Annotated in this window: 15 protein-coding genes and 2 pseudogenes; 16 read left to right on the top strand and 1 reads right to left on the bottom strand. The window is 35.1% G+C overall.

Going from position 1 to position 17,891, the window contains the following annotated elements; all coding sequences use genetic code 11:
• Positions 1-22 precede the first annotated feature (22 nt).
• Positions 23-361, top strand: a complete 339-nt coding sequence (locus BLV40_RS19195; RefSeq protein WP_026593906.1) for a hypothetical protein — start codon at positions 23-25, stop codon at positions 359-361.
• Between the two features lie 172 nt (positions 362-533).
• Here BLV40_RS19195 and BLV40_RS19190 read toward each other — a convergent pair whose 3' ends face one another.
• Positions 534-1,958 carry an amino acid permease gene (locus BLV40_RS19190; protein WP_090692873.1) on the bottom strand — a complete coding sequence of 475 codons (1,425 nt, stop codon included), beginning with the start codon at positions 1,956-1,958 and terminating at the stop codon, positions 534-536.
• Positions 1,959-2,408: 450 nt separating this feature from the next.
• Between BLV40_RS19190 and treR the strand changes: the two genes are divergently transcribed.
• The 15 genes and pseudogenes from treR to BLV40_RS19115 all read left to right on the top strand — a co-directional run.
• Positions 2,409-3,119: a trehalose operon repressor gene (gene treR, locus BLV40_RS19185; RefSeq protein WP_026593904.1), complete on the top strand. Its 711-nt coding sequence runs from the start codon at positions 2,409-2,411 to the stop codon at positions 3,117-3,119.
• Positions 3,120-3,276: 157 nt separating this feature from the next.
• Entirely contained in the window at positions 3,277-4,704 is a 1,428-nt protein-coding gene (gene treP, locus BLV40_RS19180) for a PTS system trehalose-specific EIIBC component (protein WP_090692871.1), read from the top strand.
• Between the two features lie 13 nt (positions 4,705-4,717).
• Complete coding sequence (gene treC / locus BLV40_RS19175; protein ID WP_090692867.1) at positions 4,718-6,379, top strand: alpha,alpha-phosphotrehalase; 1,662 nt, start codon at positions 4,718-4,720, stop codon at positions 6,377-6,379.
• 311 nt (positions 6,380-6,690) lie between these two features.
• Positions 6,691-8,238 (top strand): annotated as a pseudogene (locus tag BLV40_RS29415) (histidine kinase); the annotation flags it as partial.
• Positions 8,238-8,534: pseudogene (locus tag BLV40_RS19165) on the top strand (TasA family protein); the annotation flags it as partial. The pseudogenes BLV40_RS29415 and BLV40_RS19165, both read left to right, overlap by 1 nt.
• A 225-nt stretch (positions 8,535-8,759) precedes the next feature.
• Positions 8,760-9,731, top strand: a complete 972-nt coding sequence (locus BLV40_RS19160) for a phosphotransferase enzyme family protein (RefSeq protein ID WP_090692860.1) — start codon at positions 8,760-8,762, stop codon at positions 9,729-9,731.
• A gap of 163 nt (positions 9,732-9,894) precedes the next feature.
• Positions 9,895-11,355: an alanine/glycine:cation symporter family protein gene (locus BLV40_RS19155; protein ID WP_026593899.1), complete on the top strand. Its 1,461-nt coding sequence runs from the start codon at positions 9,895-9,897 to the stop codon at positions 11,353-11,355.
• Between the two features lie 143 nt (positions 11,356-11,498).
• Positions 11,499-12,227 (top strand): amino acid ABC transporter ATP-binding protein, encoded by a 729-nt coding sequence (locus BLV40_RS19150; RefSeq protein ID WP_026593898.1) that lies wholly within the window; start codon positions 11,499-11,501, stop codon positions 12,225-12,227.
• A 12-nt stretch (positions 12,228-12,239) separates the two neighbouring features.
• Positions 12,240-13,076 (top strand): glutamate ABC transporter substrate-binding protein, encoded by an 837-nt coding sequence (locus BLV40_RS19145; protein WP_026593897.1) that lies wholly within the window; start codon positions 12,240-12,242, stop codon positions 13,074-13,076.
• 66 nt (positions 13,077-13,142) lie between these two features.
• Positions 13,143-13,799 (top strand): amino acid ABC transporter permease, encoded by a 657-nt coding sequence (locus BLV40_RS19140; RefSeq protein WP_090692855.1) that lies wholly within the window; start codon positions 13,143-13,145, stop codon positions 13,797-13,799.
• Positions 13,800-14,444, top strand: a complete 645-nt coding sequence (locus tag BLV40_RS19135) for an amino acid ABC transporter permease (RefSeq protein ID WP_026593895.1) — start codon at positions 13,800-13,802, stop codon at positions 14,442-14,444.
• Positions 14,445-14,675: 231 nt separating this feature from the next.
• Positions 14,676-16,100: an amino acid permease gene (locus tag BLV40_RS19130; protein WP_090692852.1), complete on the top strand. Its 1,425-nt coding sequence runs from the start codon at positions 14,676-14,678 to the stop codon at positions 16,098-16,100.
• Positions 16,078-16,458, top strand: coding sequence for an OsmC family protein (locus BLV40_RS19125; protein WP_090692849.1), 381 nt, complete (start codon positions 16,078-16,080; stop codon positions 16,456-16,458). The genes BLV40_RS19130 and BLV40_RS19125 overlap by 23 nt, the downstream gene beginning before the upstream one ends.
• A 244-nt stretch (positions 16,459-16,702) precedes the next feature.
• Positions 16,703-17,242: a DUF3967 domain-containing protein gene (locus BLV40_RS19120; RefSeq protein WP_026593892.1), complete on the top strand. Its 540-nt coding sequence runs from the start codon at positions 16,703-16,705 to the stop codon at positions 17,240-17,242.
• A 196-nt stretch (positions 17,243-17,438) separates the two neighbouring features.
• The coding region (locus BLV40_RS19115) for a hypothetical protein (RefSeq protein ID WP_139265571.1) at positions 17,439-17,891 on the top strand (453 nt) is incomplete at its 3' end.

Here is a 17,891-nt window from a genome sequence, read left to right as displayed (position 1 = left end):
AACAAAGGGAGATGAAGATAAAATGAATGAGATGCGGAACCATAGTGGACATCACCATAATCACCACGGAGGTCACAATCATGGAGGTTATCATCACCATAATCACCACGGAGGCCATAATCACGGAGGCTATCATCACCATGGCGGCGGTAGTAGTTGGGGATGGGGAGGAGGCACATTTGCCCCAGTTGGAAGTTTTGCGGGCGGGATGCTAGGCGGACTAACAGCTGGAGCATTAACGAGCGGCGGAGGCTATTATCCGGCGCCGTATCCAGCACCATATCCAATGCCGGTCCCTACACCATACCCAACAACATATCCAATACCGTATCCAACACAATATCCATATGGGGGTTATTAATAAATAAGTGATAAAAAACAGACTATTGTAATCTGTTTTTTAGTAGTTAAGGCAATCGTGCGTATAGCTAATCTAATTCGTAAGTAAGCGGAACTTTAGATGCGACTGATTAAAAAAAGCTGTTAACTAACAACTTATTTTTTAGATAAATTGTAGTTAACAGCTTTTTGGATTAGCTAATTTTCGTATTTTGTTGCTTTGCCATGGATGATGCTGAATTTTTCATAAGAATTGGGTAAAGAATGAGTCCTAATATAAATAATCCAATGCCTAAGAAAAATGTTTTCAGATCAGCTGTTCCTGTTTTAATTACCCAAATAGAGTATCCGAGTGCAAGTACGGTAATGATTCCATCTTTTATTCGAGAGCCTGGTGTTATATCGTATGTTTCTCCTGTAACAACAAGTTTTAATTGGTATAGAGTGGAAACAAGGTATGGAATTAAATAAGCTAAAGTTGCAACAACAATGGCAAAATTATAAGCTTCTGAAACCGTGCCAGATATTGTTGAGAACAGGAAAATTTGCGTCATAATATTTGTAACAAGCAATGATTTTGACGGACTGCCTTTTTTGTTTGTTTTTCCAAAGAATTTTGGGAAAAGTCCGTTCTTTGCTGCTTGATAAGGAACTTCTGAACTTACAACAATCCAGCCAACGGTAGATCCGAATAATGATACAAGTGCAAGCAATGCCATGATGTAAGCACCTTTATTACCGATTGCTAGGTTTAAAGCATCTACTAACGGTTTTTGAGAATCTTTTAAAGCATCTTGCGGAAGGGCACCCATTGTTAGTAAAGTAATTGACATGTAAATAAGAAGGGCAATGATTAACCCGAAAATTGTTGCCTTTTTCACATCACGCTGAGACTTTGCACGGTTGGATAGCATAACTGCTGATTCAATCCCTATAAATGCCCAAAGTGTTGCAATGGCAGCAGCATTTACTTGACCACCTAATGGAATTGCCTTTCCAGCCTCGTTCATAAATGTTTGCCCATCGCCAAAATTAGAAGCATTAAAAATAAATAGTGTGATGACAATGAACATTGTAAATCCGATAATTTTTGCGATTGTTGCAAGTAGGTTCATGTTACCTGCACGATCAATATTTTGAGAAAGAATATATTGAATGCCCCATAGCATAATGCTACATACAGCAAATGTTAATCCTTTTCCGAGTTCTAATGAAAATCCGTTTAGCGAAAAAAGAACTTGCTTACTTTGTAAAACTGGGAAGAATGTAGATAGGTATCCTGCAAATGAAATAATAACAGAAGCAGTTGCAGCCCAGTTAGCAGCCCAGTATCCCCATGCCATACTATATCCAGCAACCTTACCGGCCTTTTGCGAGGTGAACATTGCTTGTGCATAACTTTGTGGACCAGCTTTTAATTCCGGTTTACGAACTGCAAGGTTACCAAATACAAGAGCAATCATAAATACACCAAGTCCTGTAATTGTCCATGCAAGTGTTGATCCCATTGGTCCTGATACTTGCGCTAAATTCGATGGAAGCATAAATACGCCGCCTCCAACCATATTTCCAACAACAAATGCTGTTAAAATCCATAAACCCCATTTTTTCGTTTCCATGTTTGGCTATCTCCTTTGTAGTAGTTTTGCTTATTCATCATCTTTTTACTAACGTTTTTTGAAAATAAAAAAGAGCCATGTAGATAAAAAATACCTACATGGCTCTTTTTGCCTAACGTAGGTACAACGGGAATAACCCTTGTACCTACGCGTAATTTTTCCGCTAGGTTTCAAGGGTTAAGTATGATGATGATGTTTTTGTGCAAATGTAACTACAGTTGTATTCATAAGCATAGTTCTTTGCTCCCTTTCTCCTCTGATTTTGAAGTTAGTATACTACATGTTTTTTGGAATGAAAAGAGAAATCTGAAAAAAATTATAAAAATGCGCATTGGTGACTAAATATTTATATAGATATTTCTTGTGCTGGAAAATAAGTAAGAGATTGGCATGAATTTCTGTCATGCTATAATACAAGTAGAAATAGAAGGTGACGAGGGGTTATTCAAAATGATGAGTAAGTATGAACAGATTTATACGGAGATAAGTGATTCAATTGATAATCGCAAGTTAACAGAGGGGTGCAAAATCCCATCTGAAACAGAATTGATGAAGCAGTATGAAGCGAGCCGTGGGACGGTAAGAAAAGCTGTTGATTTATTGCAGGAACGTGGATACGTACAGAAAATACATGGTAAAGGTGTTTTTGTTTTAAAACGAAAAAACATTGAATTTAACTTTGGAGGTATTGTGAGTTTTCAGGAGGAAAATGAACGATTAGGGCGCCAATGTATAACAAATGTAGTAGAGATGGAGAAAATCTTAGCGACGAAAGAGCTAGCAAAATTATTGAATGTAAAAACGAGAACGAAGATAGATCATATTAAACGTGTTCGAAATATTGACGGAGAAAAGGTAATCTTAGATGTGAATTATTTTGTATCTGAACATATTCCAGAGTTAACAAAGGAAATAGCTGAGAAATCGATTTATAAATATATTGAGAAAGAATTAGGATTACATATTAGTTATTCACAGCGTGTTATTGAAGTGCAACCTTGTACAGATGACGATAGAAAGTATTTAGATTTAAATGGAACTGACTATGTTGTTGTTGTGAAAAATTTTACGCATCTTTATGATGGTAGTCAATTTGAATATACAGAATCACGTCACCGACTTGATATTTTTCATTTTTCTGATGTGGCGCGGAGAAAATAAAAAGATGAAACCGTACAGTGTTTCATCTTTTTTTGTATATTTTGAGAACAAATAAAAAAATACATATTAACTCGTATATACGAGTGTTGACTAACTTATATATACGAGTTAATATGTATTTGTAAACGGTATCAAAAAAAGAAAAGAGGGACGGAGTATGGGGAAGGATTATCGTAAGATAGCAGAACAAGTGTTGCAATATATCGGTGGGAAAGAAAATATTGACCAAGCAGCGCATTGTGTAACGAGATTACGTATTGCACTGAAGGATGAAAGTAAAATAGATAACGATAAATTACAAGCGGTTTCATTAGTGAAAGGTGTATTTCATAACGCTGGTGTATTTCAAATTGTTATTGGCCCAGGAGATGTAGATCGAGTATACGCAGAATTGATAACGCTTGCAGGTATGGAGGAATCGACAGTAGCGGATGTAAAGGATTCGGGGAATCAAAAATTAAATCCAATGCAAAAGTTTGTCAAAATATTTTCTGATGTATTTATGCCGATTTTACCAGCAATTGTTACAGCTGGTTTATTGATGGGTGTTAATAATTTATTAGGCGCTAAGGATTTATTTTTTGATGGAAAGAACTTATTGGAGGTATATCCAAACTTAGGTGGACTATGGGATTTAATTAATATGATGGCGAATACGGCATTCGTATTTTTACCAGCACTTGTTGGTTGGTCAGCGACGAAACGGTTTGGCGGCAGCCCGATACTGGGTATTGTTATGGGGTTAATGCTTGTACATCCTGATTTATTAAATGCATGGAATTATGGAAAAGCAGCAGCAGGCCTAGATGGACAAAAAATAGAGTACTTCAATATTTTAGGATTATTCCAAATTGAAAAAGTAGGTTACCAAGGACAAATTTTACCGATATTAGTAGCGGCATTTGTTTTAAGTAAAGTTGAGATTTTTCTTAAGAAACGTGTACCAAATGCGATTCAATTATTAGTTGTTCCGATTACAACAATTGTTGTAACTGGTGTATTAGCGTTAGGAGTTATTGGCCCAGTTACACGTCATATCGGTGATTTATTAACAGCTGGCTTAGTTGGCGTATATGAAACAGTTCCTGTACTTGGCGCAGTATTATTTGGCGCATTGTATGCACCGTTAGTTATTACGGGTATGCATCATATGTTTATTGCAATTGATTTACAGTTAATCGCGCAAAATGGTGGTACATTTATTTGGCCAATGATTGCACTTTCTAACCTCGCACAAGGTAGTGCAGCGCTTGCAATGTTTTGGATTTCTAAAAATCAAAATGATAAAAGTATGGCGTCAACATCGGCGATTTCAGCATACTTCGGTATTACAGAGCCAGCGATGTTTGGGGTGAATTTAAGAAATAAATTTCCGTTTTATGCAGCTATTACAGGATCGGCAGTTGCAGCAGTATTTATCACGTTAAATGGGGTATTAGCACCAGCAATTGGAATTGGCGGATTACCAGCATTTATTTCTATCATTCCGAAATCGATTCCAATGTTTGTGGTTGGTATGGTAATTGCGATAGTGATTCCATTTGTTTTAACATGGTTATTTGCAAAACGAGTAAAACAGAAGTAGGAGGCAGGGGAGCATGAAAGATTGGTATAAAAGCGTTGTCTATCAAATTTATCCCAAAAGCTTTAATAGCTATTACAATACAGAAACAGGCGATATAAAAGGTGTAACAGAGAAATTAGGTTATTTAAAAGAACTAGGTATTGATTATATTTGGTTAACACCAATTTACCGTTCACCGCAAAATGATAATGGCTATGATGTGAGCGACTATTATTCAATAGATCCATCTTATGGAACGATGGAGGAATTTGAAGAATTACTAGCAGAAGCGAGAAAACATGAGATTGATATTATGCTTGATATCGTTGTAAATCATAGTTCAACGGAGCATAAATGGTTCAAAGAAGCGAGTGAAAATAAAAATAGCCCGTACCGTGATTTTTATATATGGCGCGATGAAAAGAATAATTGGCAGTCTAAGTTTGGCGGCTCCGCTTGGGAGTATGATGAGAAAACAAAGCAATATTATTTGCATCTATTTGATAAAACACAGGCTGATTTAAATTGGGAAAATGAACAACTACGAAAAGAAGTATACGAGATGATGCGCTTTTGGCTTGAAAAAGGGGTTAAAGGATTCCGTCTTGATGTAATTAACTTAATTTCGAAAGATCAACGATTTTTAGATGACGAAGGAACGGCGGCTACAAGCGACGGACGTAAATATTATACAGATGGACCGCGTGTTCATAAATATTTACAAGAGATGAATTACGAAGTGTTTGAAGGAAAAGATGTGATTACAGTTGGAGAGATGTCCTCTACAACAATTGAGAATTGTATCAAGTATTCGGATCCAGGGCGTAGGGAATTAAGTATGACATTTAGTTTTCATCATTTAAAGGTAGATTATCCAAATGGAGAGAAATGGACAAGAGCAGATTTTAATTTCGGTCAATTAAAAGAAATTATGTCGAAGTGGCAAACTGAGATGCAAGATGGTGGAGGATGGAACGCATTATTTTGGTGTAATCATGATCAACCGCGCATCGTATCGCGTTTTGGTAATGATAAAAAATATAGAAACGAATCAGCAAAAATGTTAGCTACTGCGCTGCATATGTTACAAGGAACACCTTATATTTATCAAGGTGAAGAAATTGGGATGACAAATCCAGGGTTTGATAATATAGATTTATATCGTGATGTGGAATCTTTAAATATTTATGAAATGAAGCAGGAAAAAGGAATGTCAGATGAAGAAATCATTGGCATTTTGCAGCAAAAATCTCGTGATAATTCGCGTACGCCTATGCAGTGGAATACAGAAGAAAATGCTGGCTTTACAACAAATACACCGTGGATTTCTGTTGCAGAGAATTATAAAGAAATTAATGTGGAAAAGGCACTTGAAGATAAACAATCTATTTTCTATCACTATAAAAAGCTAATTGAACTTAGAAAGAAATATAATGTTATTACAAATGGTAAATATGCAATTATAGATGCAAACCACCCAAATGTATGGGTATATACACGTGAGCTAGAAGATGAAATGCTACTCGTTGTCAATAATTTTTATGAAGAAACAATTGTATATTCTGTACCAGACAAAGTTATAGGAAACGAAATAAAGCAAGAAATATTAATATCAAATTATGAGGATTCAGGTGAAGATATTAGAAACCTTGTACTTAGACCATATGAATCTATTGTGTATCGATTTACTAAATAATTGGAATAAGAGGTTTGATGCTAATAGCATCAAACCTCTTATTAATTTAAAACACCGCTACTTCAGGAGTAAATTACACCATTCATATATACCTTTTGTACTATAGAGATTACGTCCAATGATATGTACAATTACATCATTTGATTAATAGGAAATTTATGAAAAGCGATTTATACTAGTATTGTGTCTTGCCTTTTTAGGTTTCGTACACAGCCGGTGATTGGCTAGTGGAGGTTTTTCCATTTTGCCAGTGCCGGTTTTTTGTTGGATAATAGAGAAAATATATTTTTACAAAGAAAGAAGGGACTGTTTTGAAAGATGTAGATTCTATTTCTATGAGAGAAAAAGTTGCTAGTTTTTATCTTTATTTTATTTCTTTTCTTTTCTTTTCTTGGTTTGATTACTATAACTATATCTTTACTTGAAATTAAAATCCCTTCTCATCCAACGATAATAGTATTGTTAATACTATTTATGGGGATTACTGAGTATTTTCCTGTACGATTCTGGAGGGGAGTAAGCTCACTTAGCTTTCCAATCATTTATTCTATGCTTTTGTTGTTTGGCACACATATAACTGTGCTCTCTCTTGTGTTTGTTACATTAATTATCCACTTACTCCGCCGTTCGCCGGTAGAAAGGATAATTTTTAATAGTACTCAGCATGCTCTTAGCCTTATACTAGCAGAATGGTTTTCTAGCAAATGTATGCTTTTGTTGACGAGTGGGATGAATATAGCAGTTTTATATGAAAAATTAATATTTTTACTGTTGTTTAGCATATTCTTTTGTTTTTTCAACAACCTTTTTTATGATTTATTAATAGTACTCCTTCCTCAGCCATATTCGTTGCGTCGATGGAATCAAAAAAACATATCAGTATTTCTTTGTGAAAGTTTTTGTTTATTCTATGCTGCTCTTATGCATATATTAGGTACGCAATATCGTTTAGAAATGAATGAAATTGTATTTTTTTTCTTCTTCTTTCCGCTTGTGGCAATTTCTATTATTAGTTCATTTTCTGCACGAGTACGGATGGAAAAAGAAAGATTGTATGAATTCTTTCTTATTACGACCGAAATAAGCCGTGGATTATCTGATGGAAATCTGCAACATATAAAAAAATCACTTAAAGGATTTCTAGGGATACAAGCATATGTATTATGGACAAAAGACGAAGATAGATGGAGTATTCAGTTGAAAGATGGCAAGTTGAAGGAAAAATAACTGATTATTCTAATGATTAAGAAAAGTTCGAGGGGATAACTAAAAATATCGTTTTTAATAATTGGAAAATTGGTACAGCACCGGGAGATGGAGTGTTTGAGGACGTTATACGCTCTCTTGTTTATTTTCCTCTTATTGTAAATGATGAGTTAATCGGAATGTTTGTTACGGGAAAAAGTAGAAGTTCTGGCTTTTTTCCAGAAGACGTGCAGCTATTAGAAACTTTTTCTAATCAATTAGCTAACATAGTTAAAACGAGAATACTTATTTCCGAACAAGAAAAAAGGATGATTTTAGAAGAAAGAAATCGAATTGCACGCGAAATTCATGATGGTATAGCACAAGCATTGGCCGGGGGGATATTTCAACTAGAATCAGCTCAGAAAAAATACCGTGATAAACCAACTGATATGCAGCAAGTAGTGGAGAAAAGTATAAGGAAATTAAGAGGGAGTTTAAGCAAAATTCGCTATTCTATTTATGCTTTAAAGCCATATCCAACACAACAATTAGGGCTCAAGCAAGCAATAGCAAGTAAAATAAAATCTGTAAAACAAGAATATGAACTAGACATTAGATACCATGAAAGAGGACATTCCCGCACACTCAGTTTTTCTAAAGAAAGGGTCATTTTGGTGATCACATCCGCGTCGATTTCTTATGGAACTTGGACAAAAATACAGTGCCTGTATGGTCTACTACATTGTCTGAGTTGAAGAAAGCTACGCAAAATGGAAATGTACTTGACCTTGTGCAAAAAGGTGTTGTAGATCGAGAAGGAGATGGACTTGCTCCTGGTGATGATGACACATTCTATGTCATGTTCACATTTGTAGATAACGGTGAAGATCAAAATATGTTCCAAGGAGATGCATTGAAATTGAACTGGACATTCAACTCAATGCAGACAGAAGGTGAGGATAGGTAAATATAAAGATTCTCGTACTTATACAAGGATAAGGTGATAGCGTTATATCCTTAGCTATAATTTAAACATTTTTTGGATAATTTCTTTCAAATATTGTACAGATTGATTTGATAAATCAATCTGTTTTTTGTTGTCAGATAGAGTTTGAGTTTTTTAATCATCATAGCAGTATTTTTTCATATTCCTATCGAATTAAATATAAGGATACATAAAGGGGGAATACATATGGAAATAGCTGTAGAGAGAGTTTTTACAACTGAAATTTTGGATGAAGCTGCAAGACGATTTAACGTTACAGTGGAAGAAACACCACTTGGTGATTTTGAAAACTATATTTTTCATGCAAAGCATGAAAGCGGGGAATCTTACGTATTAAGATTAACGCACTCTTCTCATCGATTTAAAAAACAGGTGGAAGCAGAGTTAGACTTTTTACGGTATCTTGCAGAGAACGGAGCTAAGGTTGCTGCGCCACATTGTTCAATATCTAAAAAACTTGTAGAAGGGATACAAGCAGCAGATGGAACTATCTTTTATACTTCTCTTTTTACATATGCCAAAGGAGAGAGAGTAAAAGGAGAAACATCAGTGTATTGGGGCGATGATTTTTTTGAAGCATGGGGAAAAGCGATTGGTCAACTGCATCGTCTTACAATTGATTATCCAAAAACGGAATATCGTGATACCTGGGAAGTAGAGGAGAAAGCGATTATTAATGAGCTAGAAGATAGACAAGTAAAAAAGATTGCATATGCATTAATTGATAAAATAAAGATGCTTCCGATAGAAAAGGGAACTTTTGGACTTATGCACGGCGATATTCATCAAGGGAATTTCCATTATGATGGGAAAGAATTGACAATTTTTGATTTTGATGATGCAACGTATAATTATTTTATTCATGATTTAGCGATGGTTATTTATTATTCTGTTCTTTCAAATGCATGGACTGAACAAGAGAAAACATTGTTTGTACGTAAACAATTACAAGTATTAAGAAAAGGATATGAATTGGAACATCAATTAGAAGAAAGTTGGTATGAATCACTACCACTATTTTTACGTCTTCGTGATATTGGTTTATATGGTACGATTCAGAAAAAATTCAAAGGAAAAGAAATGCCAGTATATTTCCAAGAACTAGCAGAAGCACTTTATGTAAGGATTATAAAGCAGGAAGCCATTGTGAATATATAATACACATGTAATGTAACAAAGTATATATATCGAATATATACTTTGTTTTTTTATACAAAAATATGTTTGTTTTATCAAAATAATATTGTCATAGACTATAGATACATTTATAATTTTTATATATTCTGAATATTCTTTATAAAAGAAAAGGAGGGGGAATGGATTGGAGTCCTTTGTTACTTGGCTAAATAATATTGTATGGAGTCCCGCACTTGTTTATTTATGTTTAGGAGTAGGTTTATATTTTTCAATACGAACGAGATTTTTACAAGTTAGGCATGCAGGTGAAATGGTAAGACTGACATTTCAAGGGGAAAAATCGGAAGCGGGTGTCTCTTCTTTCCAAGCGTTAGCACTTTCTCTATCAGGGCGCGTTGGAACGGGGAATATTGCTGGTGTAGCAACAGCGATTGCTTTTGGTGGTCCAGGGGCTGTCTTTTGGATGTGGGCTGTGGCGTTTTTAGGGGCAGGCTCTGCTTATGTGGAATCAACACTTGCTCAAATATATAAAACGAAGCATCAAGGGCAATTTCGTGGTGGTCCAGCTTATTACATTGAAAAAGGCTTAGGGGTTAAGTGGTATGCACTTGTGTTTGTCGCTGCTACAATTCTTGCAACAGGGATGCTACTTCCAGGTGTTCAAGCAAATAGTATTGCTTTGAGTTTAGAAACAGCTTTTGGTATTAATACATCTGTTTCAGGAGCAGTATTAGTTGTTGTATTAGCACTTATTATTTTTGGTGGAGTTAAGCGAATTGTTAATGTAGCTCAAGTTGTTGTACCGTTTATGGCAGCTGGATATATTCTTGTTGCTTGTGTAATTGTAGCTATGAATATCGAAAAGTTGCCAGAAGCATTCATGTTGATTTTAAAAAGTGCATTTGCCTTAGATGCTGCGTTTGGAGGAATTATTGGTTTAGCGATTTCTTGGGGAGTAAAACGTGGTATTTATTCGAATGAAGCTGGTCAAGGAACTGGGGCACATGCGGCTGCAGCTGCTGAAGTATCTCATCCAGCAAAGCAAGGCCTTGTGCAAGCTTTTTCCGTTTACATTGATACATTATTCGTTTGTTCAGCAACAGCATTTATGATGATTATTACAGGCATGTATAACGTATTTGATGCAAGCGGAAAAAATTTCATTGTGAATAAACTGAATGGTGTAGAACCAGGTCCTGGATATACACAAGCTGCAGTAGAATCTGTGTTTCCTGGATTTGGAAATGGTTTTGTTGCAATTTCTCTATTATTCTTTGCTTTTACAACGATTATGGCGTATTACTACATTGCAGAAACGAATATTGCCTATTTAAATCGTGATAAGGATCGTCCATGGATGTCACTTGTTTTAAAAATTGTTTTCTTAGGTGTTGTATTCTACGGCTGTGTCAAAACAGCAGCAACAGCTTGGGCGCTTGGAGATATCGGTGTAGGGATTATGGCATGGGTCAATATCATTGCAATCATACTTTTACAAAAACCGGCACTGCTAGCACTGAAAGACTATGAAAAACAGAAAAAAGAAGGAAAAGATCCTGTATTTGACCCAAAGGAGCTAGGAATCAAAAATGCTGATTTCTGGGAACACGAATACGGAAAAGATAAGAAAGAAGAAGTGTCATAATAGAGTATTTGCAAAACAATAAAGTGGAGTGTATCTGTCCGTTATTGTTCAAATAATGGGAATTTCTATTTGCATGGCCGAATAAAATTTGAATCAGGTAAGTTTCACTTTATTAATAATTGGGTCAGAAAGGGGGAAAAAGATTGATTGCTTTTCGTAATGTAAACAAGTTTTATGGTAACTTTCAAGTTTTGAAAAATATTAATTTACAAGTCCAAAAAGGAGAAGTAGTTGTAATCGTAGGACCATCGGGATCCGGAAAAAGTACATTACTTCGCTGCATTAACCAATTGGAAACAATTACAGAAGGAGACTTAGTAGTACAAGATGTTGAAGTACATAATCCGAAAACAGATATGAATGAGTTACGCCGGAATATTGGAATGGTGTTTCAACATTTTTATTTATATCCACACAAAACAGTGCTCCAAAATATTACACTTGCACCAATAAAAGTGAATAAGACTTCAAAAGAAGAAGCGGAAAAAACAGCAATGTATTATTTAGAAAAAGTGGGAATTCCAGAGAAAGCGAATGTGTATCCGCAGCAATTATCTGGTGGACAACAGCAACGGGTAGCGATTGCAAGGGGATTAGCGATGAAACCAGAAATCATGTTATTCGATGAGCCAACTTCTGCACTTGATCCAGAAATGATTGGAGAAGTGCTTGATGTAATGAAAACCCTAGCAAAGGAAGGGATGACGATGGTTGTCGTCACTCATGAAATGGGATTTGCACGTGAAGTAGCAGACCGCATTATATTCATGGATGAAGGGCAAATCATTGAAGATACAAAGCCAGTAGACTTCTTTGCAAATCCAAAGCAAGAAAGAGCACGATTGTTTTTAAGCCGAGTGTTAAATCATTAGAGGAGGGGTTTTATGTTTAAAATGAAGAAACTGTTCGTTTTAATTGTATTTTCATGCTTATTTGCTCTTATCATAGCAGGTTGCGGGAGTAAGAAAGAAACGTCCAAAGAAGTTTCTAAGGAAACTTCAGGCGGAAAAGTGGTAGATCAAATTAAAAAGCGTGGGAAATTAGTAGTTGGGGTTAAGAATGATACAAACTTATTTGGATTAAAAGATCCTGCAACAGGGAAGGTAGAAGGATTTGATGTTGATGTAGCAAAAGCGCTTGCGAAAAAAATTCTCGGAGACGAGAGTAAATTAGAATTAAAAGAGGTAACTTCTAAAACGCGTATTCCAATGTTGAAAAACGGTGATATTGATGCGATTATCGCAACGATGACAATTACAGAAGAGCGTAAAAAAGAAGTTGATTTTTCAGATGTATATTTTAAAGCAGGGCAGTCATTACTTGTAAAAAAAGGAAGCAAGATTAAGAGTATTGATGATGTGAAAAGTGGTGTGACAGTATTGGCGGTAAAAGGATCAACTTCTACGCAAAATATTCGTAAAAAGTCCCCAGAGGCGAAAGTACTAGAATTTGAAAATTATAGTGAGGCATTTACAGCATTAAAAGCAGGAAAAGGGGATGTCCTTACAACGGATAACGCTATTTTATACGGCATGGCAAAACAAGATGCAAATTATCAAGTTGTTGGAAAGATTTTCACGGATGAACCGTATGGAATTGCTGTTCAAAAAGGAGCAACTGATTTAACAAAGGTAATTAATGATTTGTTAAAAGAGATGAAAGCGAACGGTGAATACGATAAATTATATGAAAAATGGATTGGTGAAAAACCAGAGAAGTAAAGTATAGAAAGAGTAAGAGGATGAGAGATACTCATCCTCTTCTTGTAAAGAAAGAGGGGGGAGCATTTGCCTGATTTTTCTATTCTTACAAACAATCTTGATTTGTATTTAGAAGGATTTAAATATACAGTGATGTCTAGCATTGTTGCACTGATTGGGAGTTTTATTCTCGGTACGATTATGGCAGTGATGCGAATTGCACCCATTCGAGTTTTGAATTGGTTTGGCGCAGCTTATGTAGAATTCATTCGGAATATTCCACTTGTTTTAATTGCATTTGTATTTTATTTTGCTTTTCCAGTAATAGGTGTTACATTAAATGGGTTTATTGCTGGGACGGCCGCACTTACAATCTATACAGCAGCGTTTATTGCAGAAGCAATTCGAGCTGGAATCTTGTCAGTTCCCAAAGGACAGATGGAAGCAGCGCGTTCTTCGGGCTTAACGTACGTGCAAGCGATGTATTATGTCGTTTTACCACAAGCTATTAAAATAGTAATTCCACCATTAGGTAATCAGTTTCTCAATTTAGTAAAGAACTCATCTATCCTTGGCATTATTGCCGGAGCAGATTTGATGTATCAAGGGGATTTAATTTCAACAAGAACATTTGTTACATTCGATGTATATATATTTGTTGGTATGTTTTATTTACTATTGACTGTACCGCTTAGTATGCTTGTGCGTTACTTTGAGAAACGCTTAGCGAAAGGAGCGGTGTAAATGGATTTTCGAGGTGCTTATACAGGCGATCATGTCTTATTTTTATTAAAAGGACTACTTGTTACGTTAGAAATAGCTGTTGTAGCAATTTTGCTTAGTTTTATTATTGGTAGTGTAGTAGGGACTTTACGATATACAAGAATCCCAGTCGTATCACATTTATTAGGATTTATCGTTGAAATCATTCGTAATTTACCATTACTTTTAATCATCTTCTTTACGTATTTTGCGCTTCCAGAAGCTGGACTGAAATTAGAGATTAAAACGGCAGCCATTGTCGCTTTAACAATATTTGAAGCAGCGATGATATCAGAAATTGTACGAAGCGGTTTATTATCGATTGAAAAAGGACAAATTGAAGCAGCACGTGCCTCTGGATTATCATACGTACAAACACTTTGGCATATTATTTTGCCACAAGCTTTGCGACGTATGGTACCACCGCTCGTTAGTCAATTTATCTCTTTATTAAAAGATACATCACTAGCGGTTGTGATCTCATTACCAGAACTTATGCATAACGCCCAAATTATAAATGGACAGAACGTAAATTATATGATTCCTACATTAATACTTGTTGCGTTTATGTATTTTGTTGTCAATTACAGTTTATCAATTGTATCTAGAAAATTGGAAAGTCGTTAACTCTTACATGAAATGAGATGTAAGAGTTTTTTATTTTTTACATAGTATAGGAGCTATGATTTGGAAGATATTTGTTTTTTTTTATGGGTGTAATTATAATTTAGATAAAAAAATATATATTTTATCAGAAAAGTTTTAATTTTATATAGAAATTGTAACCGCTTTCGTGTATATTTTTGTTATCAGAAAATTTTAAAAAGAGATAGAGGGTAGTTATAGGGGAGGATTACGATGCAGCAAACAACGAACGAGAAATTACATCGCACGATGAAGAGTAGACATTTATTTATGATTGCACTTGGAGGGGTAATCGGAACAGGTTTTTTTCTTGGATCAGGCTATACTATTAACCAAGCAGGACCAGGAGGAGCAATTCTTTCTTATTTAGTCGGTGGATTTATTATGTATTTAACAATGCTTTGCCTCGGTGAGCTAACAGTAGCGATGCCAGTTTCTGGTTCTTTCCAGAAATATGCGACGAAGTTTATCGGCCCGGGGACAGGATTTATGATTGGATGGCTTTACTGGCTTGGATGGGCAGTTACAGTTGGCTTAGAGCTGACATCGATCGGTTTAATGATGAAAAGATGGTTTCCAAATGTAGATGTTTGGGTATGGTGTCTTGTATTTGGAGTTATTTTATATATGGCCAATGCTATTTCAGCAAAGAGTTATGCGGAATTAGAATTTTGGTTCTCAAGTATTAAAGTTATTACAATTATTGCATTTATTGTTCTTGGTGGTAGTGCGTTATTTGGTTTCTTGCCATATGACGGAAAAGAAGCAGCACCTCTTTTTTCTAACTTTGTGAGTGATGGCGGATTGTTCCCAAATGGACTTGCAGCGGTACTTCTTACTATGATTACAGTTAACTTCTCGTTCCAAGGTACAGAGTTAATTGGGATTGCAGCAGGGGAGAGTCAAGAACCAGAAAAAACAATTCCACGTGCAATTCGTAATACAGTATGGCGCATTATGTTGTTCTTTATTTTAACGATGACGATTTTAGTAGGTTTAATTTCATGGAAAGATGCAGGGGTTATTGAAAGCCCATTCGTTGTTGTATTTGATAAGATCGGCATTCCATATGCAGCAGATATTATGAACTTTGTTATTATCACTGCTTTATTGTCTGTAGCAAATTCAGGATTATATGCAGCAACGCGTATACTATGGTCACTTGCAAATGAGGGAATGGCACCAACTTCCTTCAAAAAGGTAAATAAACGCGGTATTCCGATTATGGCATTAGTAGTTACAATTGCGGTAGCGGCACTATCTTTACTAACGAGCTTTTTGGCAGAGGATACAGTATATATGTACTTATTATCTGTTGCTGGTTTATCTGCAGTTGCAAGTTGGATTATCATTGCATTGTCACAACTTCGCTTTAGAAGCCAGTACGTAAAGGGTGGCGGGAAATTAGAGGACTTAAAATATAGAACACCGCTATATCCAATTGTCCCAATTTTAGCGTTAATTACAAATAGTATCGTTGTGATTAGTTTAGCGTTTATTCCAGAACAGCGCATGGCATTATATTGTGGTATTCCATTTATCATTTTCTGCTACGTGTATTATTATATGAGTAAGAAGCGACAGCAAATTACGAAAGTGGAGATGGGCACAACGTATGAAACTAACAATCAAGCATGATGATATTGAGGCAGAACTTTCACATGGTCAATTGTCTATTGGAAAAGAAAGTGGATATACACCGTTAGAATTACTAGTTTCTTCTATTGCAGGATGCAGTGCAATTGTATTTCGGACAATTCTAGAAAAGAAGCGTATTACATATGATACGTTTACAATTGAAACTGAAATTGGAAGAAGTGAAGTTTTATCAAGACCGGTAGAAAGTGTTCATTTGTACTATAAAGTAAAAGCAGAAGAGATTACACAGATACAGTTAGAGAAAGCGTTAGAGCTTGCGGTGAAGAATTGTACGATTGCTCAATCTGTGAAGGATAGTATAAAAATTACGGAAACAGTTGAGTTAATGGGTGAATGAACTTTTGTGAGTGGTATGTAAAGTCAGAAGAAATTGAGAATAAGATCGTATAAAGTGAAGTAAACGTCAAGTAACTCTAAAATCAACCTTTATTGTATATTTTGGAGTTACTTGACGTTTGCGTTTTTTTTACTTGTATATATAGTTTTACAACACCTTCATTAGTTTATTACTAACATTATGAATAAATGATATAATCTATTTTTATCTTAGTGTAATAAATTAATTGAAAAGGTGAGAAGGCATGGGGAAATGGTTTACACTTCGAGAAATTTCTCGAAATACATCTATACCTATTCAAACGGTAAAGCGCTATGTAGAAGATTATCAGTCATATTTAAATATGCGTAACGAAGAAGGCGTTTATATATTTCATGAAACATGTATTTCTACACTACAAGAGGTTAGACAATGCTATAAACAAGGAAAGAATAAAGAAGAAATTAAAGGGATTTTGAACAAAGTTTGTAGCAATTCCACGGCGATGATAGTCAAAGAGAGTACATGTAATGAGGACCCTGTATTATTAGGAATACATAAACATTTAGAAAAAGAAAATAATGTTCATCAAAATCTTATGAAAATGATTCGGGAGCAAAGTAAAGAGATAAGTAAACTACATCAAAAATTAAATGAGCATTTAGAACAAAAAGAGCGTATCGCAATAGAAGAAAGAGATCGTACATTAACACAGTTACTTAGAGAGATGCAAAATGTAAAAAGAGAAATAGCAAAATCAAAAAAGAAACCTTGGTGGAAAACTTTCTTTTTTGAAAAGAACTGAAATCACATTTATATACATATTTATCTCGCTATTCGCGGACAGTAAAACCTCGACTGATTAAAGTTTCACTTTATTTTTAGTGGAATCACGTATGTTTCCTTTCTTTTTGAAAATGCTAGACTTTTTTTGACGATTTTATTAAGGTAAATATTGTGCACAAAAAGGAAAGCTCAAATTTGAGCGTTGGGAGTAGTTTATGACAGAAAATAAACAACAAAAACGCTTAATATTCTTGCTAACTGTTGTGCTGGTTGCAGTATTCATATGCGTTAGTTTTCAAAACAAGAAAACAAATTCGAATAAGTCTAATAATCATGTAGCGGATGTACGTGAGGATAAAAATTCTGAAAAATCCAGTAAGAGCGATTTTTCCAACGTAAAAGTTACAAATAATGTTTCTGATCAATCACTAAAAGAGAAGCTCTCGAATTCAGAAGATGAAGGTAATATTTCGAAACAATCAATTGAGATAGATCATGCTAGTGATTTACCTCAAAATAAGAATTATAGAGATTCAAGTGAAAAAAAATTTTCTACTGAAGTACACAAGGAAGCTACTTTCGTTAAGTTAGGAAAAAAGGACAGCGACAATGATCACACTTTAAACAACATGAATAATTTAATACAACCAGTACAAGTTAGTGAGGCA

It is taken from the genome of Bacillus sp. 166amftsu, assembly GCF_900107445.1.
In the GTDB taxonomy this organism is placed as follows: domain Bacteria; phylum Bacillota; class Bacilli; order Bacillales; family Bacillaceae_G; genus Bacillus_A; species Bacillus_A arachidis.
This window is presented reverse-complemented; position numbering and strand designations above follow the sequence as displayed.

What these genes read in the sequence shown, in the direction of transcription:
- treP (WP_090692871.1), top strand. Translation starts at nt 3,277, where the DNA reads ATGGGGAAGGATTATCGTAAGATAGCAGAACAAGTGTTGCAATATATC.
- BLV40_RS19130 (WP_090692852.1), top strand. Translation starts at nt 14,676, where the DNA reads ATGCAGCAAACAACGAACGAGAAATTACATCGCACGATGAAGAGTAGA.
- BLV40_RS19160 (WP_090692860.1), top strand. Translation starts at nt 8,760, where the DNA reads ATGGAAATAGCTGTAGAGAGAGTTTTTACAACTGAAATTTTGGATGAA.
- BLV40_RS19195 (WP_026593906.1), top strand. Translation starts at nt 23, where the DNA reads ATGAATGAGATGCGGAACCATAGTGGACATCACCATAATCACCACGGA.
- BLV40_RS19135 (WP_026593895.1), top strand. Translation starts at nt 13,800, where the DNA reads ATGGATTTTCGAGGTGCTTATACAGGCGATCATGTCTTATTTTTATTA.
- BLV40_RS19190 (WP_090692873.1), bottom strand. Translation starts at nt 1,958, where the DNA reads ATGGAAACGAAAAAATGGGGTTTATGGATTTTAACAGCATTTGTTGTT.
- BLV40_RS19125 (WP_090692849.1), top strand. Translation starts at nt 16,078, where the DNA reads ATGAAACTAACAATCAAGCATGATGATATTGAGGCAGAACTTTCACAT.
- BLV40_RS19120 (WP_026593892.1), top strand. Translation starts at nt 16,703, where the DNA reads ATGGGGAAATGGTTTACACTTCGAGAAATTTCTCGAAATACATCTATA.
- BLV40_RS19145 (WP_026593897.1), top strand. Translation starts at nt 12,240, where the DNA reads ATGTTTAAAATGAAGAAACTGTTCGTTTTAATTGTATTTTCATGCTTA.
- treR (WP_026593904.1), top strand. Translation starts at nt 2,409, where the DNA reads ATGATGAGTAAGTATGAACAGATTTATACGGAGATAAGTGATTCAATT.
- treC (WP_090692867.1), top strand. Translation starts at nt 4,718, where the DNA reads ATGAAAGATTGGTATAAAAGCGTTGTCTATCAAATTTATCCCAAAAGC.